Origin of the sequence: Streptomyces sp. V2I9 (assembly GCF_030817475.1) — a bacterium.
GTDB lineage: Bacteria > Actinomycetota > Actinomycetes > Streptomycetales > Streptomycetaceae > Streptomyces.
This window is the reverse complement of record NZ_JAUSZJ010000002.1, coordinates 741,809-764,704: the sequence shown is the minus strand read 5'-3', so window position 1 is coordinate 764,704 and position 22,896 is coordinate 741,809. Positions and strand designations below refer to the sequence as shown.

Below are 22,896 nucleotides of genomic sequence, written 5' to 3'. Positions count from 1 at the left end.
CCACGCCCTCCCGGGCCGTTCACCCTGAGACGGCCCGGGAGGGTACGGTAGCCCTCCCATCAGCGTCAGTTGCGGTTACGAGACGGAGTGGCACCGGATGCAGCACGCAGTGGGGGCCCCGCTGCCGCCGCCCCACGGACCCGGCATCGGGCACGTGGGCCGGCCGTACCAGGCCCAGCACCCCGGCCACCCCGGCCACCCCGGGCAGCCCCCGATACCCCCGCCGCCCGCGGGCCGGGCCCACCCCTCCCGGCCGCCGGCTCCGGGCCACTCCCCGCCTCCGCCGCCTCCCGCGCACAGCCAGGCGCCGCCTCCCGGACACGCCCAGCCCTCGCCGCCGCCGGCCCCCGGCCAGGCCCCGGCCCCCGGCTGGAGCGGCACCGGCCCCACACCCCCCGCCGGTGAGGCCGGCGGCCGGACCGGACACGTCCAGCTGCCTCCCGGCGGCCCCGTCCCTCTGCCCGTTCCACCCGCCGAGGCCGGCACCGGCGGCGCGACGCTCGCCGTCCTGCTCATCGGCCCGGCCGGGGCGGGCAAGACCACCGTGGCCAAGCTCTGGGCCGCCCGCCGCCGGGTGCCCACCGCCCATGTCTCCCTCGACGACGTGCGCGAATGGGTCCGCTCCGGCTTCGCCGACCCGCAGGCCGGCTGGAACGACCACTCCGAGGCCCAGTACCGCCTGGCCCGCCGGACCTGCGGCTTCGCCGCCCGCAACTTCCTCGCCAACGGCATCTCCTGCATCCTCGACGACGCCGTCTTCCCCGACCGTCCGGTCGTCGGCCTCGGCGGCTGGAAGCGCCACGTGGGTCCCGGTCTGCTGCCCGTGGTCCTGCTGCCCGGTCTGGAGATCGTCCTGGAGCGCAACGCGGAGCGCAGCGGCAACCGCCGGCTCTCCGACGAGGAGGTCGCCCGCATCCACGGCCGGATGGCCGGCTGGTACGGCTCCGGCCTCCCGATCATCGACAACTCCACCTACGACGTCGAGACCACCGCCCGTGTCCTGGACGACGTGCTGGCCCGCTCCATCGCCAGCCCGCCCGCCTGGTAGCACCGCACGCCCCGTGCGCCGGCCGTCCGGGGCCCGCGCCGGGCGGGCGGCGGCCCCGTGCCGGACGGCCGCAGCCGGGAGCCACGCCCGGCCCGCCCAGGTGCCCCGGCCGCGCGTGGTGCCCCGGTCGGATGCGCCCGCCGGGCGGCCCGCCGCCGCCACTCGTACGCTCGGACCATGTCTGAGGTGCACGCCGTCCGACGCGGGCTGCTCCGGGACCGGTGCGCCGCCGCGGGCTCCGCGGCCGCCCTGGTCTCCCGCCCCGCCAACGTCCGCTATCTGGCGGGCGGAGCGCCCCCCGGAGCCGTGCTGCTGCTCGGCCCCGGCGAGGACGTTCTGCTCTGTCCCCGCGCCCCGACCGTGGAGTCCGCCCACGGACGGCCCGACGAGGCGCTCAGGGTCGATCTGCTGCCCGCCCCGGACGGGGACCCGGTGGTCGCCGCCGCGGGTCTCGCCGCCGCCGCGGGGGCCGAGTCGCTCGCCGTCGAGGAGCACGACCTGACCGTGGCCCGGCACCGCGCCATGGGGCGGGCCGCTCCGCACCTGAGGCTGGCCGATCTGGGCTTCACCGTGGAGCAGCAGCGGATCGTCAAGGACGAGGAGGAGATCGGCTGCCTCCGGATCGCCGCGGAGATCACCGACCAGGCACTCGGCGAACTCCTCGAATCGATCCTGGTCGGCCGCACCGAGCGGCACCTCGCCCTCGAACTGGAGCGCCGCCTCGTCGACCACGGCGCGGACGGCCCGGCCTTCCCGACCTCCGTGGGCACCGGCCCCAACTCCGGCCAGGGGCGCCACCGGCCCTCCGACCGCAGGGTGGAGGAGGGGGATTTCCTCTCCGTACGGCTCGGCGCGAGCTACCGCGGCTACCGCTGCGAGATCGGCCGGACCTTTGTCATCGGCACCGCCCCCGCGGAGTGGCAGATCGAGCTGTACGACCTCGTTTTCGCCGCTCAGCGGGCCGGCCGGGAAGCCCTGGCACCGGGCGCCGCCTACCGGGAGGTGGACCGCGCCGCCCGCCAGATGCTGGAGACGGCGGGGTACGGAGAGGGCCTTCAGCCGAGGACCGGGCACGGTGTGGGGCTCGAAATCGAGGAGGACCCGCAACTGGCACCGACAGCCATGGGTAAACTGGACGCTTGTGTGCCGGTCACCGTCGAACCGGGGGTCCACCTTCCGGGCCGGGGCGGTGTCCGGATCGATGACACGCTCGTCGTGCGCCCCGAGGCGGACGGCGGACCCGAGCTACTCACCATGACGACCAAGGAGCTGCTCGCGCTCTAGCGCGGATCCTCGGTCGTTCCACCAGCTTCAGTCCAGGAGATTCCGCAACCGTGGCTTCCACGAACGACCTCAAGAACGGCATGGTGCTCAAGCTCGACGGAGGCCAGCTCTGGTCCGTCGTCGAGTTCCAGCACGTCAAGCCCGGCAAGGGCCCTGCCTTCGTGCGCACCAAGCTCAAGAACGTGCTCTCCGGGAAGGTCGTCGACAAGACGTTCAACGCCGGCGTGAAGGTCGAGTCGGCCACCATCGACCGGCGCGACATGCAGTTCTCGTACATGGACGGCGAGTACTTCGTCTTCATGGACATGGACACGTACGACCAGCTCATGGTCGACCGCAAGGCCGTCGGCGACGCCGCCAACTTCCTGATCGAGGGCTTCACCGCCTCCGTCGCGCAGTACGAGGGCGAGGTGCTCTACGTCGAGCTGCCCGCGGCCGTCGAGCTGACGATCCAGCACACCGACCCCGGCGTGCAGGGCGACCGCTCCACCGGCGGCACCAAGCCCGCGACCCTGGAGACCGGTTACGAGATCGGCGTGCCGCTCTTCATCACCACCGGCGAGAAGATCAAGGTCGACACCCGCTCGGGCGACTACCTCGGCCGGGTGAACAGCTAACCGTGGCTGCCCGGAACAAGGCCCGCAAGCGCGCCTTCCAGATCCTCTTCGAGGCCGACCAGCGCGGTGAGTCCGTGCAGAGCGTGCTCGCGGACTGGGTTCGGCTCTCGCGGACCGACGACCGTCAGCCGCCGGTCGGTGAGTTCACGATGGAGCTCGTCGAGGGGTACGCGCAGTACGCGGACCGGATCGACGACCTCATCGTCACCTATGCCGTGGACTGGGAGATCGACCGTATGCCGGTCGTCGACCGGAACATCCTGCGACTCGGTGCGTACGAGCTGATCTGGCTGGACGAGACCCCGGACGCCGTGGTGATCGACGAGGCCGTCCAGCTCGCCAAGGAGTTCTCCACCGATGACTCCCCGTCCTTCGTGAACGGCCTGCTGGCCCGGTTCAAGGACCTCAAGCCGAACCTCCGCCGGGCCCCGTAGCCCCGGCCGCGACGGTTCGGTCGCACCACCCCCGAAGGGCCCGCGGTCAGCCGACCGCGGGCCCTTCGGGCTTCTCCGCCCGCAGCCGGTGGGCAGCGGGGGGGTACGAGAACGCCGGGTGGGCGGGGCCCGAAGGCCCCGCCCACCCGGCGGCACGTTTCTGCGACAGGGGCTCCGCCCCGCCCGCTCAGCTCTCGTCGTGGGAGACCGCGCGGCGCGCGTCGGCGTCCAGCACGCCCCAGCTGATGAGCTGCTCCGTCAGCACCGACGGCGACTGGTCGTAGATCACGGCGAGCGTGCGCAGGTCGTCCTGGCGGATCGAGAGCACCTTGCCGTTGTAGTCTCCGCGCTGGCTCTGGATGGTCGCCGCGTAGCGCTGCAGCGGACCGGCCTTCTCCGGCGGGACGTGGGCGAGGCGCTCCAGGTCCAGGACGAGCTTCGGCGGCGGCTCGGCGGCCCCGCCCGGCGTGGTGCCGGGCAGCAGCTCCTGCACCGGAACCCCGTAGAAATCCGCCAGCTCGGCGAGGCGCTGCACGGTCACGGCACGGTCGCCGCGCTCGTACGAGCCGACCACGACGGCCTTCCAGCGCCCCTGGGACTTCTCCTCCACGCCATGGAGGGAAAGGCCCTGCTGGGTGCGGATGGCACGGAGTTTGGCCCCGAGCTGTTTTGCGTATTCGCTGGACATATGGCTCCCCGGACGCTGGAACAGTGTGCGGCTCCGCCGCGTGGCTGGTAACTCACTGTGAGGTTACGCAGCGTTACTTGGATGCGTCAAGCCGGATGGTCCGGACCGGCGCCTCCCCGGGGGCGGGGCCGGAGCCGGGCGCAAGCCCTGGTAGCGTGGATGACGCAATTTCGACGTCCTTTAACGATCCGTCCCGTGAGGCGGAGAAGGAGGTCCGTTCCCATGGACGCACAGCCCGACGGCACCGGCAACGCGGCGCGCCCCGTTCTCGAGGCCCCCGACATCGCCCGTGTTCTCACCCGTATCGCCCACGAGATCGTCGAACGCGCCAAGGGCGCCGACGACGTGGTGCTGCTCGGCATCCCGACGCGAGGCGTCTTCCTCGCCCGCCGGCTGGCCGACAAGCTCGAACAGATCACCGGCCGGAAGACTCCGGTCGGATCGCTCGACATCACCATGTACCGCGACGACCTGAGGCTCCGCCCGGCGCGTGCCCTGGCCCGCACCGACATCCCCGGCGAGGGGATCGAGGGCAGCCTGGTCGTCCTGGTCGACGATGTGCTCTTCTCCGGCCGCACGATCCGCGCCGCCCTCGACGCGCTCGGCGACATCGGCCGCCCCCGTGCCGTGCAGCTCGCGGTTCTCGTCGACCGCGGCCACCGGGAACTCCCGATCCGCGCGGACTACGTCGGCAAGAACCTCCCCACGTCGCTGCGGGAGACGGTCAAGGTCCAGCTCGCCGAGGAGGACGGCCGCGACGCCGTGCTGCTCGGCGTCAAGCAGGCCACCCCCGCGGACCCGCGGTAGCCCGAACCCTTCCGTACGCCCTTCGGGGCCGTACGGCGGCTTCCGCGCGCCCGCATGCCTGAAACTCCCTCCAGCCACCCGGAGAACCCCAGATGAAGCGTCACCTCATCTCGGCCGCCGACCTCACCCGCGACGACGCCGTCCTGATCCTCGACACCGCCGAGGAGATGGCCCGGGTCGCGGACCGGCCGATCAAGAAGCTCCCCACCCTGCGCGGCCGCACCGTCGTCAACCTCTTCTTCGAGGACTCGACCCGCACCCGCATCTCCTTCGAGGCGGCCGCCAAGCGGCTCTCCGCCGACGTCATCAACTTCTCCGCCAAGGGCTCCTCGGTCTCCAAGGGCGAGTCCCTGAAGGACACCGCGCTGACCCTGGAGGCGATGGGCGCCGACGCCGTCGTCATCCGGCACGGCGCCTCCGGCGCCCCCTACCGGCTCGCCACCTCCGGCTGGATCGACGGGGCCGTGGTCAACGCCGGCGACGGCACCCACGAGCACCCCACCCAGGCCCTGCTGGACGCCTTCACCATGCGCCGCCGGCTCGTCGGCGCGGACGCCGGGCTCGGCCGCGACCTCGACGGCCGCCGCATCACGATCGTCGGCGACATCCTGCACAGCCGCGTCGCCCGCTCCAACGTCCACCTGCTGACCACGCTCGGCGCGCACGTCACCCTGGTGGCCCCGCCCACCCTGGTGCCCGTGGGCGTCGAGCAGTGGCCCTGCGACGTCAGCTACAGCCTCGACGACGTGCTGGCGACGTCCGACGCGGTGATGATGCTGCGTGTGCAGCGCGAGAGGATGAACGCCGCCTACTTCCCGACCGAGCGCGAATATTCCCGCCGCTACGGCCTGGACGGCGAGCGGATGGCGAAGATGCCCGAACACGCCATCGTCATGCACCCCGGCCCGATGGTCCGAGGCATGGAGATCACCGCCGAGGTGGCCGACTCCGACCGCTGCACGGTCGTCGAGCAGGTCGCCAACGGCGTCTCCATCCGGATGGCCGTGCTCTACCTGCTGCTCGGCGGCTCCGACACCGCTCTGTCCGCCGCCCCCGCCCGTACCGAGGAGAACAAGTAATCATGAGCAAGATCATCATTCGCGGTGCGCGCATCCTCGGCGGCGAACCGCAGGACGTCCTGATCGACGGCGGGACCATCGCCGAGGTCGGCCCCGGCCTCGACGCCGAGGGCGCCACCGTCGTCGAGGCCGAGGGGCAGATCCTGCTGCCCGGCCTGGTCGACCTCCACACCCACCTGCGCGAGCCCGGCCGCGAGGACTCCGAGACCGTCCTCACCGGCACCAGGGCGGCCGCGATCGGCGGATTCACCGCCGTCCACGCCATGGCCAACACCTTCCCCGTCGCCGACACCGCCGGCGTCGTCGAGCAGGTATGGCGGCTCGGCAAGGAGTCCGGCTACTGCGACGTCCAGCCCATCGGCGCGGTCACCGTCGGCCTGGAGGGCAAGCAGCTCGCCGAACTGGGCGCGATGCACGACTCGGCCGCCGGGGTGAAGGTCTTCTCCGACGACGGCAAGTGCGTCGACGACGCGGTGATCATGCGCCGCGCCCTGGAGTACGTGAAGGCCTTCGACGGCGTCGTCGCCCAGCACGCCCAGGAGCCCCGCCTCACCGAGGGCGCCCAGATGAACGAGGGCGTCGTCTCCGCCGAACTCGGCCTCGGCGGCTGGCCCGCCGTGGCCGAGGAGTCGATCATCGCCCGCGACGTCCTCCTCGCCGCCCACGTCGGCTCCCGCGTCCACATCTGCCACCTCTCCACCGCCGGCTCCGTGGAGATCGTCCGCTGGGCCAAGTCCAAGGGCTGGAACGTCACCGCCGAGGTCACCCCGCACCACCTCCTCCTCACCGACGAGCTGGTCCGCACCTACAACCCGGTCTACAAGGTGAACCCGCCGCTGCGCACCGAGGCCGACGTCCTGGCCCTGCGCGAGGCCCTGGCCGACGGCACGATCGACTGTGTCGCCACCGACCACGCCCCGCACCCGCACGAGGACAAGGACTGCGAGTGGGCCGCCGCCGCCATGGGCATGGTGGGCCTGGAGACCGCGCTCTCGGTCGTCCAGCAGACGATGGTGGACACCGGCCTGATCGACTGGGCGGGCGTCGCCGACCGCATGTCCTTCCGCCCCGCCGCCATCGGCCGGCTGGAGGGACACGGCCGGCCCGTCTCGGCGGGTGAGCCCGCCAACCTCACTCTGGTCGATCCGGCATACCGTGGAGCCGTGGACCCCGCGGGCTTCGCGTCCCGCAGCCGCAACACCCCTTACGAGGGCCGTGAGCTGCCGGGCCGCGTCACCCACACCTTCCTGCGGGGCCGTGCCACGGTCGTCGACGGGAAGCTCGCGTGATCACTCTGACCCCCCTGTACCACCTGGCCGCCGAGAAGAGGTCGGCGGAAGTGACGGACTGGGCCGCCCGCATCGCCTGGGTGGCCGGCCTGCTCGTCCTCATCGCCCTCGTCTACTGGCTGATGCGCCAGGGCTGGAAGTGGCGCGCCAGCCTCCAGTCCGGCCTGCCGGAGCTCCCGGAGTCCCCCGAGGACTTCGCCTCCGACGAGGTGCTGCTGACGCTGGAAGGGCGCTACCACGCCTCCACCACCGCCGGGCAGTGGCTCGACCGCATCGTCGCGCACGGACTCGGCACCCGCAGCCGCGCCGAGCTGACGCTCACCGCCCGCGGCCTGCGCGTCGGACGCCCCGGAGACACCGACTTCTTCATCCCGGCCGACGCCCTGCGCGAAGCCCGGCTCGACAAGGCGCTCGCGGGCAAGGTCCTCCCCGAGGGCGGCCTGCTGATCATCACCTGGGCGCACGGCGGGACGCTGATCGACTCCGGCTTCCGCTCCGACCGCGCCGCCGAGCACCACGCCTGGGTCGAAGCCGTCCACCGGCTCACCGGCCCCTCGGCCGCCACGGAACTCACCAGCACCACGACGGAAGGCACCGCACGATGACGATCTCCACCCGGGGGGCCCGGACCCCCGCCGTACTCGTCCTGGAGGACGGCCGCGCCTTCCGCGGCCGCGCCTACGGGGCCGTGGGGGAGACCTTCGGCGAGGCGGTGTTCTCCACCGGCATGACCGGCTACCAGGAGACGCTGACCGACCCCTCGTACCACCGCCAGGTCGTCGTCATGACGGCCCCGCACGTCGGCAACACCGGCGTCAACGACGAGGACCCCGAGTCGGGCCGCATCTGGGTCTCCGGCTACGTCGTCCGCGACCCCGCCCGCAAGCCCTCCAACTGGCGCTCGCAGCGCACGCTCGACGAGGAGCTCGCGGCCCAGGGCGTCGTCGGCATCAGCGGCGTCGACACCCGCGCCCTCACCCGCCACCTGCGCGAGCGCGGCGCGATGCGCGTCGGGATCTTCTCCGGCGAGGCGATCCCCGACGAGGGCACCCTGCTGGCCAAGGTCCGCCAGGCCCCCGAGATGACCGGCGCCGACCTCTCCGCCGAGGTGGCCACCAAGGAGAGCTACGTCGTCCCCGCGATCGGCACGAAGAAGTTCACCGTCGCCGCGATCGACCTCGGCATCAAGGGCATGACCCCGCACCGGATGGCCCAGCGCGGCATCGAGGTCCACGTGCTGCCCGCCACCGCCACCCTGGAGGACGTGTACGCGGTGGAGCCGGACGGCGTCTTCTTCTCCAACGGCCCCGGCGATCCCTCCACCGCCGACCACCCGGTCGCCCTCATGCGCGGTGTCCTGGAGCGCTCCACCCCCCTCTTCGGCATCTGCTTCGGCAACCAGATCCTCGGCCGCGCCCTCGGCTTCGGCACCTACAAGCTGAAGTACGGCCACCGTGGCATCAACCAGCCGGTGCAGGACCGCACCACCGGCAAGGTCGAGGTCACCGCGCACAACCACGGCTTCGCCGTGGACGCCCCGCTGGAGAAGGTCTCCGACACGGAGTTCGGCCGCGCCGAGGTCTCCCACGTCTGCCTGAACGACCAGGTCGTCGAGGGGCTCCAGCTCCTGGACCGGCCCGCGTTCAGCGTCCAGTACCACCCCGAGGCGGCCGCCGGCCCGCACGACGCCGCGTACCTCTTCGACCGCTTCGTTTCCCTGATGGAGGGCCAGCGTGCCTAAGCGCTCCGATATCCAGTCCGTCCTGGTCATCGGCTCCGGTCCGATCGTCATCGGCCAGGCCGCCGAGTTCGACTACTCCGGCACCCAGGCGTGCCGCGTCCTCAAGGCCGAGGGCCTGCGCGTCATCCTGGTGAACTCCAACCCGGCGACGATCATGACCGACCCGGAGATCGCCGACGCCACCTACGTCGAGCCGATCACCCCCGAGTTCGTCGAGAAGATCATCGCCAAGGAGCGCCCCGACGCGCTCCTGCCCACCCTCGGCGGCCAGACCGCGCTGAACACCGCGATCTCCATGCACGAGAACGGTGTGCTGGAGAAGTACGGCGTCGAGCTGATCGGCGCCAACGTCGAGGCGATCAACAAGGGCGAGGACCGCGACCTCTTCAAGGGCGTCGTCGAGGCCGTCAAGGAGAAGACCGGCTACGGCGAGTCCGCCCGCTCGGTCATCTGCCACTCCATGGACGACGTGCTCGCCGGCGTCGACACCCTCGGCGGCTACCCCGTCGTCGTCCGCCCCTCCTTCACCATGGGCGGCGCCGGCTCCGGCTTCGCCCACGACGAGGAGGAGCTGCGCCGCATCGCCGGACAGGGCCTCACGCTCTCCCCGACCACCGAGGTGCTCCTGGAGGAGTCCATCCTCGGCTGGAAGGAGTACGAGCTGGAGCTGATGCGCGACCGGAACGACAACGTCGTGGTCGTCTGCTCCATCGAGAACTTCGACCCGATGGGCGTCCACACCGGCGACTCCATCACCGTCGCCCCGGCCATGACGCTCACCGACCGCGAGTACCAGCGGCTGCGCGACGTCGGCATCGCGATCATCCGCGAGGTCGGCGTCGACACCGGCGGCTGCAACATCCAGTTCGCCATCGACCCCGCCGACGGCCGGGTCATCGTCATCGAGATGAACCCGCGCGTCTCCCGCTCCTCGGCGCTCGCCTCCAAGGCCACCGGCTTCCCGATCGCCAAGATCGCCGCCAAGCTGGCCGTGGGCTACACCCTGGACGAGATCCCCAACGACATCACCGAGAAGACGCCGGCCTCCTTCGAGCCGACCCTCGACTACGTCGTCGTCAAGGCCCCGCGCTTCGCCTTCGAGAAGTTCCCCTCCGCCGACTCCACCCTCACCACCACGATGAAGTCGGTCGGCGAGGCCATGGCGATCGGCCGGAACTTCACCGAGGCCCTCCAGAAGGCCCTGCGCTCACTGGAGAAGAAGGGCTCGCAGTTCGCCTTCACCGGCCCGGTCGGTGACAAGGCCGAACTGCTCGCGGAAGCGGTCCGCCCGACCGACGGCCGCATCAACACCGTCATGCAGGCCATCCGTGCCGGTGCCACCCAGGAGGAGGTCTTCGACGCCACGAAGATCGACCCCTGGTTCGTCGACCAGCTCTTCCTGATCAAGGAGATCGCCGACGAGCTGGCCTCCGCCGAGCGCCTGGACGCCGACCTGCTCGCCGAGGCCAAGCGGCACGGCTTCTCCGACGCCCAGATCGGTGAGATCCGCGGGCTGCGCGAGGACGTCGTCCGCGAGGTCCGGCACGCGCTCGGCATCCGCCCGGTCTACAAGACGGTCGACACCTGCGCCGCCGAGTTCGCCGCGAAGACGCCGTACTTCTACTCCTCCTACGACGAGGAGAGCGAGGTCGCGCCCCGCACCAAGCCGGCCGTGATCATCCTCGGCTCGGGCCCCAACCGCATCGGCCAGGGCATCGAGTTCGACTACTCCTGCGTGCACGCCTCCTTCGCCCTGAGCGACGCCGGCTACGAGACCGTCATGGTCAACTGCAACCCCGAGACCGTCTCCACCGACTACGACACCTCCGACCGGCTCTACTTCGAGCCGCTCACCCTGGAGGACGTCCTGGAGATCGTGCACGCCGAATCGCTGGCGGGGCCGATCGCCGGCGTCATCGTGCAGCTCGGCGGCCAGACCCCGCTCGGCCTCTCCCAGGCGCTCAAGGACAACGGCGTGCCCGTCGTCGGCACCTCCCCGGAGGCCATCCACGCCGCCGAGGACCGCGGCGCCTTCGGCCGGGTCCTCGCCGAGGCCGGACTGCCCGCCCCCAAGCACGGCACCGCCACCACCTTCGGCGAGGCCAAGGCCATCGCCGACGAGATCGGCTACCCCGTCCTCGTACGGCCGTCCTACGTCCTCGGCGGACGCGGCATGGAGATCGTGTACGACGAGACGCGCCTGGCCTCGTACATCTCCGAGTCCACCGAGATCAGCCCCACCCGGCCGGTCCTGGTCGACCGCTTCCTCGACGACGCCATCGAGATCGACGTGGACGCCCTCTACGACGGCCACGAGCTCTACCTCGGCGGCGTCATGGAGCACATCGAGGAGGCCGGCATCCACTCCGGCGACTCGGCCTGCGCCCTGCCCCCGATCACCCTCGGCGGCTTCGACATCAAGCGGCTGCGCGCCTCGACCGAGGGCATCGCCAAGGGCGTCGGCGTGCTCGGGCTGATCAACATCCAGTTCGCGCTCTCCGGCGACATCCTCTACGTCCTGGAGGCCAACCCGCGCGCCTCCCGCACGGTCCCCTTCACCTCGAAGGCGACCGCCGTCCCGCTCGCCAAGGCCGCCGCCCGCATCTCGCTGGGCGCGACCATCGCCGAGCTGCGCGAGGAGGGCCTGCTGCCGAGGACCGGCGACGGCGGCACCCTGCCGCTGGACGCGCCGATCTCCGTCAAGGAGGCCGTGATGCCGTGGTCGCGCTTCCGCGACATCCACGGCCGGGGCGTCGACACGGTCCTCGGCCCGGAGATGCGCTCCACCGGCGAGGTCATGGGCATCGACTCGGTCTTCGGCACGGCGTACGCCAAGTCGCAGGCCGGCGCCTACGGCCCGCTGCCGACCAAGGGCCGCGCGTTCATCTCGGTCGCCAACCGGGACAAGCGCTCGATGATCTTCCCGGCCCGCGAGCTGGTCGCCCACGGCTTCGAGCTGCTGGCCACCTCCGGCACCGCGGAGGTCCTCAAGCGCAACGGCATCAACGCCACCGTCGTGCGCAAGCAGTCCGAGGGCGCCGGGCCGAACGGCGAGAAGACCATCGTCCAGCTCATCCACGACGGCGAGGTCGACCTCATCGTCAACACGCCGTACGGCACCGGCGGCCGGCTCGACGGGTACGAGATCCGCACCGCGGCCGTGGCCCGTTCCGTACCGTGCCTGACCACGGTCCAGGCGCTCGCCGCCGCCGTCCAGGGCATCGACGCCCTCAACCACGGCGACGTCGGGGTCCGTTCCCTCCAGGAACACGCGGAACACTTGACCGCGGCACGCGACTAGGGAGCGTCCGGAGAGGGGGACACCGAGAACGGTGTCCCCCTCTCCGCGAGCCCGTCGAGCCCCGTCGAGAACCGAGCACCCGAGGACAACTCCCCATGTACAAGCTCTTCTTCCGGCTGATCTTCCAGCGGATGGACCCCGAGCAGGCCCACTACGCCGCCTTCCGCTGGATCCGCCTCGCCGCCCGGATCCCCGTCCTGCGCACCTACGTCGCCGCCGCCCTCGCCCCCCGCTACGAGGAACTGCGCACCGAGGCCCTCGGCCTGCGGATGCACGGCCCCTTCGGGCTCGCCGCCGGCTTCGACAAGAACGCCGTCGCGATCGACGGCATGGCGATGCTCGGCTTCGACCACATCGAGATCGGCACCGTCACCGGCGAACCGCAGCCCGGCAACCCCGCGAAGCGCCTCTTCCGGCTGGTCGCCGACCGTGCGCTGATCAACCGCATGGGCTTCAACAACGAGGGCTCCGCCGCCGTCGCCGCCCGCCTCGCCGCCCGCAACCCGGTCTTCCGCACCACCGTCGGCGTCAACATCGGCAAGACCAAGGTCGTCCCGGAGGCCGAGGCCGCCGCCGACTACGTGAAGTCCACCGAGCGGCTGGCCGCCCACGCCGACTACCTGGTCGTCAACGTCTCCTCGCCCAACACCCCCGGCCTGCGGAACCTCCAGGCCACCGAGTCGCTGCGCCCGCTCCTCACCGCGGTCCGTGAGGCCGCCGACCGCACCGTCACCACCCGGCGCGTCCCGCTGCTCGTCAAGATCGCCCCGGACCTCGCGGACGAGGACGTCGACGCGGTCGCGGACCTCGCCGTGGAACTGGGCCTGGACGGCATCATCGCCACCAACACCACCATCGCCCGCGAGGGTCTGGGCCTGACGTCCGGCCCGGAGCTGGTGGGGGAGACCGGCGGACTCTCCGGCGCGCCCCTCAAGGAGCGCTCCCTGGCGGTCCTGAGCCGTCTGTACGCCCGCGTGGGGGACCGGATCACGCTCGTCGGCGTCGGGGGCATCGAGAACGCCGAGGACGCCTGGCAGCGCATCCTCGCCGGAGCCACCCTCGTCCAGGGCTACAGCGCCTTCATCTACGAGGGCCCCTTCTACGCCCGCGCGATCCACAAGGGCCTCGCCGCCCGGCTCGCCGCCTCCCCGTACGCCACCCTCGCCGAGGCCGTCGGCGCCGAGACCCGGAAGAAGGCCGCCCCGTGACCCCCGAACCCTTCGGCGCCCGGCTGCGTCACGCCATGGATACCCGCGGGCCGCTCTGCGTCGGCATCGACCCGCACGCCTCGCTGCTCACCTCCTGGGGCCTGGACGACGACATCGCCGGTCTGGAGCGCTTCACCCGGACCGTCGTGGAGGCGCTGGCCGAGCGGGTCGCCGTCCTCAAGCCGCAGTCCGCGTTCTTCGAGCGCTTCGGCTCGCGCGGCGTCGCCGTCCTGGAGAAGGCCGTCGAGGAGGCGCGGTCGGCCGGCGCGCTCGTCCTGATGGACGCCAAGCGCGGCGACATCGGCTCCACCATGGGGGCGTACGCGGCGACCTACCTGGACAAGGACTCGCCGCTCTTCTCGGACGCGGTCACCGTCTCGCCGTACCTGGGCTTCGGCTCGCTGCGCCCGGCGCTGGACGCCGCGGCCGTCTCGGGCGCGGGCGTCTTCGTCCTCGCCCTCACCTCCAACCCGGAGGGCGCCGAGGTCCAGCGGGCCACCGCGGCCGACGGCCGTTCGCTCGCCCAGCTGATGCTCGACCACATGGCCGCCGAGAACGCCGGGGCGACCCCGCTCGGCTCGGTCGGCGCGGTGGTCGGCGCGACGCTCGGCGACGCCGGGGTGAACCTGGCGATCAACGGTCCGCTCCTCGCGCCCGGCATCGGGGCCCAGGGAGCGACCCCCGCGGACCTCCCGGCGGTCTTCGGCGACGCGGTCGGAAACGTGGTGCCCAGCGTGAGCCGGGGCGTGCTCCGCCACGGACCGGACGTGTCCGGGCTGCGCGAAGCCGCCGAACGGTTCGCGGAAGAGGTCCGTGACGCCGTGTCCGGCAGTTGACCCTGACACGTTTACAGCGTGTTGACGAATTACTGACGGGAAACCTGGTTGAAATGCCCGGAAAGTCCTGGTCGGCCACAGCTGACCAGGACTTTTCGTCTGTTCTCGCTGACTACGGCGGCCCTTGGCGCTAGTCTCCGACGAGAGCGGGGAGCACAGTGTGTTCTCCGCTCACCTGGCGGGGGGCGTCCAGCGTCCCGCCGGTCCGTATCCGACAGATCGACATCCGAGGTGACGTAGGCGTGGCTCTTCCGCCCCTTACCCCTGAACAGCGCGCAGCCGCGCTCGAAAAGGCCGCCGCGGCTCGCCGGGAGCGGGCCGAGGTCAAGAATCGACTCAAGCACTCCGGCGCCTCCCTCCACGAGGTCATCAAGCAGGGCCAGGAGAACGACGTCATCGGGAAGATGAAGGTCTCCGCACTGCTGGAATCCCTGCCCGGCGTCGGCAAGGTCCGCGCCAAGCAGATCATGGAGCGTCTCGGCATCTCCGAGAGCCGCCGGGTCAGGGGTCTTGGCTCCAACCAGATCGCATCCCTGGAGCGTGAGTTCGGCGGCAGCCCCGCCTGACGTTCTCAGGCACCCCTGAGAACCTGGATAATCGCCCCATGGCTGCAACATCCCGGGGGACGTCCCCCGTACCCCCGGACGTACGTCCGCGGCTGACCGTGCTCTCCGGCCCCTCGGGGGTCGGCAAGAGCACGGTCGTCGCCCATATGCGCTCCGTGCACCCCGAGGTCTGGCTCTCCGTGTCGGCGACGACACGCAAGCCGCGCCCCGGGGAGCGCGACGGCGTCCACTACTTCTTCGTGGACGACGAGGAGTTCGACAAGCTCATCGCCAACGGCGAACTGCTGGAGTGGGCCGAGTTCGCGGGCAATCGCTACGGCACACCGCGCCGCGCCGTGCTGGACCGCCTGGAGGCCGGCGAACCGGTCCTCCTGGAGATCGACCTCCAGGGCGCCCGGCTGGTCCGCCAGTCGATGGCCGACGCGCGTCTGGTCTTCCTGGCGCCGCCGAGCTGGGAGGAGCTGGTGCGCCGGCTCACCGGCCGGGGCACCGAGCCCCCCGAGGTCATCGAGCGCCGGCTCGCCGCCGCGAAGGTCGAACTGGCCGCCGAGGCGGAGTTCGATACGACGCTGGTCAACACCTCCGTCGAGGATGTCGCACGCGAGCTGCTAGCCTTGATGCTTCAGGCCTAGATCCAGGCGATCGTCCAGATCTCCTCGATCTTTGATCTACACCCCCTTCGGAAGGCAGAGAGTGTCCTCTTCCATCACCACGCCCGAGGGCATCATCAACCCGCCGATTGATGAGCTCCTCGAGGCCACCGACTCGAAGTACAGCCTGGTGATCTACGCGGCCAAGCGCGCCCGCCAGATCAACGCGTACTACTCGCAGCTCGGTGAAGGCCTCCTCGAGTACGTCGGTCCGCTCGTCGACACCCACGTGCACGAGAAGCCGCTGTCGATCGCGCTCCGCGAGATCAACGCCGGTCTGCTGACGTCCGAGGCCATCGAGGGCCCCGCGCAGTAACGCGACAGCACCACGGCACCTTCACTCCAGGCCCGACGGCCCGTCCGTCGGGCCTGAGGTGTGTCCGGGGCCGGATGAACGCGCCGCGCGCGGTGAGGCAGCATGGGGACGGGACGTCGCAGCGCGATGGTGCGACGTCATGGTGCCGAGTGCGGGGAGACGCAGTGGACAAGCCGAAGGTGGTCCTGGGGGTCAGCGGGGGCATCGCCGCCTACAAGGCGTGCGAGCTGCTGCGCCGGCTGACCGAGTCCGGTCACGACGTACGGGTCGTGCCGACCGCCGCCTCACTGCACTTCGTGGGGGCGGCCACCTGGTCGGCGCTCTCCGGCCACCCGGTCTCCGACGAGGTCTGGCAGGACGTCCACGAGGTCCCGCACGTGCGGATCGGTCAGCGGGCCGACCTCGTGGTGGTCGCCCCGGCCACCGCGGACATGCTGGCCAAGGCTGCCCACGGGCTCGCCGACGACCTGCTCACCAACACGCTGCTGACCGCCCGCTGCCCGGTGGTCTTCGCCCCCGCGATGCACACCGAGATGTGGGAGCACCCGGCCACCCGGGAGAACGTGGCGACCCTGCGCTGCCGGGGCGCGGTCGTCATCGAGCCCGCGGTCGGGCGGCTCACCGGTGTGGACACCGGCAAGGGACGGCTCCCCGACCCCGGTGAGATCTTCGAGGTCTGCCGCCGGGTGCTGGCGCGCGGGGTCACCGAGCCCGACCTCGCGGGCCGCCATGTGGTGATCAGCGCCGGCGGCACCCGCGAACCCCTCGACCCGGTCCGCTTCCTGGGCAACCGCTCCTCCGGCAAGCAGGGTTACGCGCTGGCGCGGACCGCCGTGGCCCGAGGGGCCAGGGTCACCCTGATCGAGACCGGCACCGGGCTGCCCGACCCCGCCGGGGCCGATGTCGTGCGCGTCGGCACGGCCGTCCAGCTCCGCGAGGCCGTGCTGAAGGCCGCCCCCGACGCGGACGTCGTGGTGATGGCCGCCGCCGTGGCCGACTTCCGGCCCGCCGCGTACGCCACCGGCAAGATCAAGAAGAAGGACGGCGAGGAGGCGCCCGCCGTCACCCTCGTCCGCAACCCCGACATCCTCGCCGAGGTCTCCGCCGAGCGGGCCCGGCCGGGACAGATCGTCGTCGGATTCGCCGCCGAGACCGACGACGTCCTCGCCAACGGCCGGGCCAAGCTCCGCCGCAAGGGGTGCGATCTCCTCGTGGTCAACGAGGTGGGGGAGCGCAGGACCTTCGGCGCGGAGGAGAACGAGGCGGTCGTCCTCGCCGCCGACGGCCGGGAGACCCCGGTTCCGTACGGGCCCAAGGAAGCCCTAGCCGACACGGTGTGGGATCTGGTTTCCGAAAGGTTCCGTTCGAGGTGACGATCCGCCCCTCGGGTGAGCGAAACCATCCCATAAACCTCAAGTCGGCGGCCTGCGTGAGCGGATTGTCCTATCGGTGAGGTGCGTGGCGCACGTCACGAACCTCCCAAAGAGCGAGACACCTGGTCCGGCCGCCGGATGCGACCGATAAGCTGGCGGGCGGCACGCACCGAGCGCAGCTCTCGGACGCGCCACCCATGATCAGCCAGCAGCCGCTGCAACCCCAGGGAGCGATGTGTCCCGCCGTCTCTTCACCTCGGAATCCGTCACCGAGGGTCACCCCGACAAGATCGCTGACCAGATCAGCGACACGATTCTCGACGCGCTCCTGACCGAGGACCCCTCCTCGCGCGTAGCCGTCGAGACCTTGATCACCACCGGACTGGTGCATGTCGCGGGCGAGGTCACCACCAAGGCCTACGCCGACATCCCCACCCTCGTGCGCAACAAGGTTCTGGAGATCGGTTACGACTCCTCCAAAAAGGGCTTCGACGGTGCTTCCTGCGGCGTCTCGGTGTCGATCGGCGCCCAGTCGCCCGACATCGCCCAGGGCGTCGACACCGCGTACGAGCAGCGGGTCGAGGGCGACGAGGACGAGCTCGACAAGCAGGGCGCGGGCGACCAGGGCCTGATGTTCGGGTACGCCTGCGACGAGACCCCCGAGCTGATGCCGCTCCCGATCCACCTCGCGCACCGCCTCTCCCGGCGGCTGTCCGAGGTGCGCAAGAACGGGACCATCCCCTACCTGCGCCCCGACGGCAAGACCCAGGTCACCATCGAGTACGACGGTGACAAGGCGGTCCGGCTCGACACGGTGGTCGTCTCCTCGCAGCACGCCTCCGACATCGACCTGGACTCGCTGCTCGCCCCCGACATCCGCGAGTTCGTCGTCGAGCACGTGCTCGCGCAGCTCGTCGAGGACGGCATCAAGCTGGACACCGAGGGTTACCGCCTCCTGGTGAACCCGACCGGCCGTTTCGAGATCGGCGGCCCGATGGGCGACGCCGGCCTCACCGGTCGTAAGATCATCATCGACACCTACGGTGGCATGGCCCGCCACGGCGGAGGCGCCTTCTCGGGCAAGGACCCGTCCAAGGTCGACCGCTCCGCCGCCTACGCGATGCGCTGGGTGGCCAAGAACGTCGTGGCCGCCGGTCTCGCGGCCCGCTGCGAGGTCCAGGTCGCGTACGCGATCGGCAAGGCCGAGCCCGTCGGTCTCTTCGTCGAGACCTTCGGCACCGCCGCGGTCGACACCGAGAAGATCGAGCACGCGATCGGCGAGGTCTTCGACCTCCGCCCGGCCGCGATCATCCGGGACCTCGACCTGCTCCGCCCGATCTACGCCCAGACCGCCGCCTACGGCCACTTCGGACGTGAGCTGCCCGACTTCACCTGGGAGCGCACCGACCGCGTGGACGCGCTGCGTGCCGCCGCCGGTCTCTAGGACGGCCGATTCCAGCAGGGCACGACGGCGGGGCCCGGACACCGAACGCGGTGGCCGGGCCCCGCTGCCGTGCCCCGGTCGTTGTCCGAGCTCTCTGGTAGGAATGCAGCTGTGAGCAGCGAGAACGAGCCCTCCGCCGAGCCCGGAGCCGGGGCGCCGGAACAGCTTGCGCTGATCCGGGAGACGGTGCGCCGGGCGAAGGTGCCGCGTGCCAAGCCGCGGACCTGGCGCGGCGCGGCCCTCGCCCGCGAGCTGCCCGTCGCCCGCGTCCTGGTCAACAAGGGCGTCCTCCACCTCGACCAGTTCTTCGACTACGCGGTCCCCGAGGAGCTGGACGCCGACGCCAGGCCCGGCGTCCGGGTGCGGGTCCGCTTCGGCGCCGGGGGGCGCAACGTCCAGGGCGGGCGACGCGAGGGCGGCGGCCTGATCGACGGCTTCATCGTCGAGCGCCGTGCCGACTCCGACTACCAGGGGGCACTGGCCGCCCTCGCCTCCGTGGTCTCCCCGGAGCCGGTCCTCGGGCCCGAGCTGCTCGCGCTCTGCCGCGCGGTGGCCGACCGGTACGCGGGCAGTCTCGCCGACGTCGTCCAGCTCGCCGTCCCGCCCCGCAACGGCCGCGCCGAGTCCAAGCCCTCCCCGGAACCGCTGCCGCCGCCTCCGGCCCCGGAGCCGGGCACCTGGGAGCGGTACGCCCAGGGCCCGGCCTTCCTGCGCGCACTGGCCGAGGGCGGTGCGCCGCGCGCCGTGTGGACCGCCCTGCCCGGACCGTACTGGCCCGCCGAGATCGCCGGGGCCGTCGCGGCGACCCTCTCCTCCGGGCGCGGCGCCCTCGTCGTCGTCCCGGACGGGCGGGCCGCGGCACGGGTCGACGCGGCCCTGACCGAGACGCTCGGCTCGGGCAGGCACGCCCTGCTGACCGCCGAGTCCGGGCCCGAGAAGCGCTACCGCCGGTGGCTCGCCGTACGCCGGGGCTCGGTACGGGCGGTCGTGGGGACCCGTGCCGCCATGTTCGCGCCTGTCCACGACCTCGGGCTCGTCGTCGTCTGGGACGACGGCGACTCCAGCCACAGCGACGACAACGCCCCCTTCCCGCACGTCCGCGAGGTCCTGGAGCTGCGGGCGGCGCAGGGCCGCTGCGGCTTCCTGCTCGGCGGGACGAGCTGCACGGTCGAGGCTGCCCAGCTCGTGGAGAGCGGCTGGGCGCTGCCCCTCCTCGCGGACCGCGAACGGCTGCGCCGGGCCGCACCCCTGATCCGTACGGTCGGGGACGGCGAGCTGGCCCGCGACGGCGCCGCCCGATCGGCCCGGCTGCCCAGCCTCGCCTGGGGGGCGGTGCGCGACGGACTGCGCAGCGGCCCGGTGCTGGTCCAGGTGCCCCGCCGGGGTTACGCCCCCCGCCTCGCCTGCGAACGCTGCCGCACGCCCGCCCGCTGCCGGCACTGCGCCGGCCCTCTCCAGGCCCCGGACCAGCGGGATCTGGACTGCGCCTGGTGCGGGCGGGCCGAGGGAGGCTGGCAGTGCGCGGAATGCGGCTCCACCCGGCTGCGCGCCAGGGTCGTCGGGGCCCGCCGCACGGCGGAGGAGCTGGGCCGGGCCTTCCCCGCCGTGCCCGTCCGCACCTCGGGGCGCGACCACATCCTGGACGCGGTGCCCGGTACCCCCGCCCTGGTCGTCTCCACGCCGGGCGCGGAGCCCGTCGCCGAGGGCGGCTACGCGGCGGCCCTGCTGCTCGACGGCTGGGCCATGCTCGGCCGCCCCGATCTGCGGGCGGGGGAGGAGGCGCTGCGCCGGTGGACGGCCGCAGCGGCCCTGGTGCGCGGGCAGGACGAAGGGGGCACGGTGGTGATCGTGGCCGAGCCGACGGAGCGCGCGGTGCAGGCGCTGGTGCGCTGGGACCCGGCGGGGTTCGCCCGGCGGGAGCTGGCGGAGCGGGCCGAGCTGGGTTTTCCGCCGGTCTCCCGGATGGCCTCGGTGACCGGTCCGGCCGACGCCCTGGCCGCCTTCCTGCACGCGGCCGGGCTGCCGCCGGAGGCCGAGGTCCTGGGACCCGTGCCGGTCCCCTCGGCCGAGCCGGGCAGGCCCCGCAGACCGGGCGACGCCCCGCCGGGCGAGAGCTGGGAGCGGGTCCTGGTGCGGGTGGTTCCGGGCCGGGGCGCGGCGCTCGCCCGCGCCCTGAAGACGGCGCTCGCCGCCCGGATGGCCAAGGGCGCGACCGAGCCGATCCGCATCAGGGTCGACCCGCCCGACATCGGCTGAGGCGGGGGCGCGGACCTGCGCCGTCCGGCCGGCCGCCCCGGACAGCGGAGCGCCCCACCGCGCGACCGGCACGGCGGGGCAGCGGAGCGGACGGAGGGTCAGCCGTTGCGGGGGCCGGGGAAGACACCGGGACGCAACTCCTCGCGGGCCGCCTTCTGGCCCGCCGAAGGCTGCGGCGGCATCGAGCGGGCGGCGGGAACCGAGGGCAGCGGGGAGCCGGGCCCTCCGGCGGAGGCCCCGGACAGGCCGGTGGAGACGGACACCGGGCGCGCCACGGACGTCGTCTCGCCGCCCGTCTCGGCGGCCGGCTGCGGGGTGGCGCGGCGAGCCCCGTAACGACGGTGCACCGCCTGCTTGGTGACGCCGAGGGCGGAGCCCACCGCGTCCCAGGAGAAGCCCAGCGAACGGTCGAAGTCCACCGCCGCGGTGACCAGGGTCTCGACGCTGTCCCGCAGTTCCTGCGCGAGGCGGACGGTGGGGGCCGGGGCCCTGCCGTAGACGACGAAGCCCGCGGAGGGGCCGGAGCGGCGCGGGCGGTAGACGTTGCCCAGCTGGGCGGTGAGGGTGCGCAGCGCGTCCACCTGCCGCCGGACCCGCTCGATGTCCCGCACCAGAAGATGCAGACTGGCCCGCGCTTGGGCGTCGTGCGTTGCGTGGTCGGCCATGAAGAAGCCTCTCGAACCGGCGTTGAAAGGGATCGGGCCGCACCGGGGCGGCCCGCTTCGGTCAATCTCCTTTGACCAACGCCCGAGCCGGGTCTGTGGTCACGCTGTCGGGGCGTATACACCTGTGCGCGGGGCGCGCGCGGAGCGCGTACGCCCCCGTGATCGCCGCTCGCCCGCCGGGCTGCCCGGCTGTGCTCCGCCCGAGGACTCTAGACTGGTGTGCTGCTCGTCACCGTACGTCTCGGCCCGAGAGGCAGTCAGCCACCCATGAAGCTCGTCTTCGCCGGCACCCCCGAAGTCGCCGTCCCCGCCCTGGACGCCCTGATCGCGTCCGACCGCCACGAGGTGGCCGCTGTCGTGACCCGTCCCGACGCCCCGGCCGGCCGGGGCCGCAGGCTCGTCGCGAGCCCGGTGGCCGAGCGGGCGGAGGAGGCCGGGATCGAGGTGCTCAAGCCCGCCAGGCCGCGCGACGAGGAGTTCCTCGCCCGGCTGCGCGAAATCGCCCCGGACTGCTGCCCGGTCGTCGCCTACGGGGCCCTGCTGCCCAAGGTCGCTCTCGACGTGCCCGCGCGGGGCTGGGTCAACCTGCACTTCTCGCTGCTGCCCTCCTGGCGGGGCGCGGCGCCGGTCCAGCACGCGGTGATGGCCGGGGACGAGGTGACCGGCGCGTCCACCTTCCTGATCGAGGAGGGCCTGGACTCCGGCCCGGTCTACGGCGTCCTCACCGAGGAGGTCCGCCCCACCGACACCAGCGGCGACCTGCTCACCCGGCTCGCCTTCGCCGGTGCGGGGCTGCTCGCCGCCACCATGGACGGCATCGAGGACGGCACGCTGCACGCCGTGCCCCAGCCGCCCGAGGGCGTCACCCCGGCCCCGAAGATCACGGTGGAGGACGCCCGGATCGACTGGTCCGCGCCCGCCCTGCGGGTCGACCGCGTGGTGCGCGGCTGCACCCCGGCCCCCGGCGCCTGGACGCTGTTCCGCGGCGAGCGGCTCAAGCTCGTCCAGGCCACTCCGGTGCTCGACCGCACCGATCTGGCGCCCGGCGAGCTGGCGGCGGCCAAGAACAACGTGTACGCGGGCACGGGGTCGCACGCTGTCGAGCTGCTCTGGGTCCAGCCGCAGGGCAAGAAGCCGATGCGGGCCGCCGACTGGGCACGCGGGGTCCGGATCGTTCCGGGCGAGCTGCTGGGGGCGTAGGACCGGCGGGGGCCGGCGCCGGCCCCCGCGGCCGCGGGGCCCTCTCGTTCGAGGGGCCGGGAGCGGCGACGTACGCTGGGAGGGTTCGCCCCAC

The 22,896-nt window shown here is 72.4% G+C and carries 21 protein-coding genes; 19 read left to right on the top strand and 2 right to left on the bottom strand.

Features of this window, described 5'->3' with window-relative positions:
* Positions 1–97 precede the first annotated feature (97 nt).
* The 4 genes from QFZ71_RS03385 (at position 98) to nusB (ending at position 3,383) form a co-directional block, all read left to right on the top strand.
* Positions 98–1,048: an AAA family ATPase gene (locus QFZ71_RS03385; RefSeq protein WP_307666754.1), complete on the top strand. Its 951-nt coding sequence runs from the start codon at positions 98–100 to the stop codon at positions 1,046–1,048.
* A gap of 177 nt (positions 1,049–1,225) precedes the next feature.
* Positions 1,226–2,332 carry a M24 family metallopeptidase gene (locus QFZ71_RS03380; protein ID WP_307666752.1) on the top strand — a complete coding sequence of 369 codons (1,107 nt, stop codon included), beginning with the start codon at positions 1,226–1,228 and terminating at the stop codon, positions 2,330–2,332.
* Positions 2,333–2,382: 50 nt separating this feature from the next.
* Positions 2,383–2,949: an elongation factor P gene (gene efp / locus QFZ71_RS03375; protein ID WP_283895936.1), complete on the top strand. Its 567-nt coding sequence runs from the start codon at positions 2,383–2,385 to the stop codon at positions 2,947–2,949.
* 2 nt (positions 2,950–2,951) lie between these two features.
* A complete protein-coding gene (gene nusB / locus QFZ71_RS03370) occupies positions 2,952–3,383 on the top strand; it encodes a transcription antitermination factor NusB (RefSeq protein WP_307666751.1) in 432 nt (143 codons plus the stop codon).
* Positions 3,384–3,570: 187 nt separating this feature from the next.
* On the opposite strand, the gene bldD is transcribed toward nusB, so the two are convergent.
* Complete coding sequence (gene bldD, locus QFZ71_RS03365) at positions 3,571–4,071, bottom strand: transcriptional regulator BldD (RefSeq protein ID WP_006123181.1); 501 nt, start codon at positions 4,069–4,071, stop codon at positions 3,571–3,573.
* A 222-nt stretch (positions 4,072–4,293) separates the two neighbouring features.
* Between bldD and pyrR the strand changes: the two genes are divergently transcribed.
* The 14 genes from pyrR to QFZ71_RS03295 all read left to right on the top strand — a co-directional run bounded on the left by pyrR (position 4,294) and on the right by QFZ71_RS03295 (position 20,937).
* A complete protein-coding gene (gene pyrR / locus QFZ71_RS03360; protein WP_307666750.1) occupies positions 4,294–4,878 on the top strand; it encodes a bifunctional pyr operon transcriptional regulator/uracil phosphoribosyltransferase PyrR in 585 nt (194 codons plus the stop codon).
* 92 nt (positions 4,879–4,970) lie between these two features.
* A complete protein-coding gene (locus tag QFZ71_RS03355; protein WP_307666749.1) occupies positions 4,971–5,957 on the top strand; it encodes an aspartate carbamoyltransferase catalytic subunit in 987 nt (328 codons plus the stop codon).
* 2 nt (positions 5,958–5,959) lie between these two features.
* On the top strand, positions 5,960–7,246 hold the full coding sequence (locus QFZ71_RS03350) for a dihydroorotase (protein WP_307666748.1): 1,287 nt from the start codon (positions 5,960–5,962) through the stop codon (positions 7,244–7,246).
* A complete protein-coding gene (locus QFZ71_RS03345; RefSeq protein ID WP_307666747.1) occupies positions 7,243–7,851 on the top strand; it encodes a hypothetical protein in 609 nt (202 codons plus the stop codon). Before QFZ71_RS03350 ends, QFZ71_RS03345 begins: the two co-directional genes overlap by 4 nt.
* The gene (carA, locus tag QFZ71_RS03340; RefSeq protein WP_307666746.1) at positions 7,848–8,987 is read left to right on the top strand and encodes a glutamine-hydrolyzing carbamoyl-phosphate synthase small subunit; all 1,140 of its coding nucleotides are present in this window, start codon (positions 7,848–7,850) and stop codon (positions 8,985–8,987) included. The genes QFZ71_RS03345 and carA overlap by 4 nt, the downstream gene beginning before the upstream one ends.
* Positions 8,980–12,288: a carbamoyl-phosphate synthase large subunit gene (gene carB, locus QFZ71_RS03335; protein WP_307666745.1), complete on the top strand. Its 3,309-nt coding sequence runs from the start codon at positions 8,980–8,982 to the stop codon at positions 12,286–12,288. Before carA ends, carB begins: the two co-directional genes overlap by 8 nt.
* A 95-nt stretch (positions 12,289–12,383) precedes the next feature.
* Positions 12,384–13,496, top strand: coding sequence for a quinone-dependent dihydroorotate dehydrogenase (locus tag QFZ71_RS03330; RefSeq protein ID WP_307666744.1), 1,113 nt, complete (start codon positions 12,384–12,386; stop codon positions 13,494–13,496).
* Positions 13,493–14,332 carry an orotidine-5'-phosphate decarboxylase gene (gene pyrF, locus QFZ71_RS03325; RefSeq protein WP_307666743.1) on the top strand — a complete coding sequence of 280 codons (840 nt, stop codon included), beginning with the start codon at positions 13,493–13,495 and terminating at the stop codon, positions 14,330–14,332. The genes QFZ71_RS03330 and pyrF overlap by 4 nt, the downstream gene beginning before the upstream one ends.
* Before the next feature lie 242 nt (positions 14,333–14,574).
* Positions 14,575–14,898: an integration host factor gene (locus QFZ71_RS03320; protein ID WP_003970367.1), complete on the top strand. Its 324-nt coding sequence runs from the start codon at positions 14,575–14,577 to the stop codon at positions 14,896–14,898.
* 38 nt (positions 14,899–14,936) lie between these two features.
* Positions 14,937–15,530, top strand: a complete 594-nt coding sequence (gene gmk / locus QFZ71_RS03315) for a guanylate kinase (protein WP_307666742.1) — start codon at positions 14,937–14,939, stop codon at positions 15,528–15,530.
* A 61-nt stretch (positions 15,531–15,591) separates the two neighbouring features.
* Entirely contained in the window at positions 15,592–15,864 is a 273-nt protein-coding gene (gene rpoZ, locus QFZ71_RS03310; protein WP_003970369.1) for a DNA-directed RNA polymerase subunit omega, read from the top strand.
* A 164-nt stretch (positions 15,865–16,028) separates the two neighbouring features.
* Entirely contained in the window at positions 16,029–17,237 is a 1,209-nt protein-coding gene (gene coaBC / locus QFZ71_RS03305) for a bifunctional phosphopantothenoylcysteine decarboxylase/phosphopantothenate--cysteine ligase CoaBC (RefSeq protein WP_307666741.1), read from the top strand.
* A gap of 235 nt (positions 17,238–17,472) precedes the next feature.
* Complete coding sequence (gene metK, locus QFZ71_RS03300; RefSeq protein WP_307666740.1) at positions 17,473–18,681, top strand: methionine adenosyltransferase; 1,209 nt, start codon at positions 17,473–17,475, stop codon at positions 18,679–18,681.
* A 111-nt stretch (positions 18,682–18,792) separates the two neighbouring features.
* Positions 18,793–20,937: a primosomal protein N' gene (locus tag QFZ71_RS03295; protein ID WP_307666739.1), complete on the top strand. Its 2,145-nt coding sequence runs from the start codon at positions 18,793–18,795 to the stop codon at positions 20,935–20,937.
* A 98-nt stretch (positions 20,938–21,035) separates the two neighbouring features.
* Here the strand turns inward: QFZ71_RS03295 and QFZ71_RS03290 are convergent, their stop codons facing one another.
* On the bottom strand, positions 21,036–21,602 hold the full coding sequence (locus QFZ71_RS03290) for a hypothetical protein (RefSeq protein ID WP_307666738.1): 567 nt from the start codon (positions 21,600–21,602) through the stop codon (positions 21,036–21,038).
* 267 nt (positions 21,603–21,869) lie between these two features.
* On the opposite strand from QFZ71_RS03290, the gene fmt reads away from it, so the two are divergent.
* A complete protein-coding gene (gene fmt, locus QFZ71_RS03285; RefSeq protein WP_307666737.1) occupies positions 21,870–22,802 on the top strand; it encodes a methionyl-tRNA formyltransferase in 933 nt (310 codons plus the stop codon).
* Positions 22,803–22,896: the final 94 nt, after the last annotated feature.

Bases quoted from the DNA above. Each gene is read 5' to 3' on its own strand.
- QFZ71_RS03385 (WP_307666754.1), top strand. From the start codon at position 98: ATGCAGCACGCAGTGGGGGCCCCGCTGCCGCCGCCCCACGGACCCGGC.
- QFZ71_RS03380 (WP_307666752.1), top strand. From the start codon at position 1,226: ATGTCTGAGGTGCACGCCGTCCGACGCGGGCTGCTCCGGGACCGGTGC.
- bldD (WP_006123181.1), bottom strand. From the start codon at position 4,071: ATGTCCAGCGAATACGCAAAACAGCTCGGGGCCAAACTCCGTGCCATC.
- pyrR (WP_307666750.1), top strand. From the start codon at position 4,294: ATGGACGCACAGCCCGACGGCACCGGCAACGCGGCGCGCCCCGTTCTC.
- QFZ71_RS03355 (WP_307666749.1), top strand. From the start codon at position 4,971: ATGAAGCGTCACCTCATCTCGGCCGCCGACCTCACCCGCGACGACGCC.
- QFZ71_RS03350 (WP_307666748.1), top strand. From the start codon at position 5,960: ATGAGCAAGATCATCATTCGCGGTGCGCGCATCCTCGGCGGCGAACCG.
- carA (WP_307666746.1), top strand. From the start codon at position 7,848: ATGACGATCTCCACCCGGGGGGCCCGGACCCCCGCCGTACTCGTCCTG.
- QFZ71_RS03330 (WP_307666744.1), top strand. From the start codon at position 12,384: ATGTACAAGCTCTTCTTCCGGCTGATCTTCCAGCGGATGGACCCCGAG.
- gmk (WP_307666742.1), top strand. From the start codon at position 14,937: ATGGCTGCAACATCCCGGGGGACGTCCCCCGTACCCCCGGACGTACGT.
- QFZ71_RS03290 (WP_307666738.1), bottom strand. From the start codon at position 21,602: ATGGCCGACCACGCAACGCACGACGCCCAAGCGCGGGCCAGTCTGCAT.
- fmt (WP_307666737.1), top strand. From the start codon at position 21,870: ATGAAGCTCGTCTTCGCCGGCACCCCCGAAGTCGCCGTCCCCGCCCTG.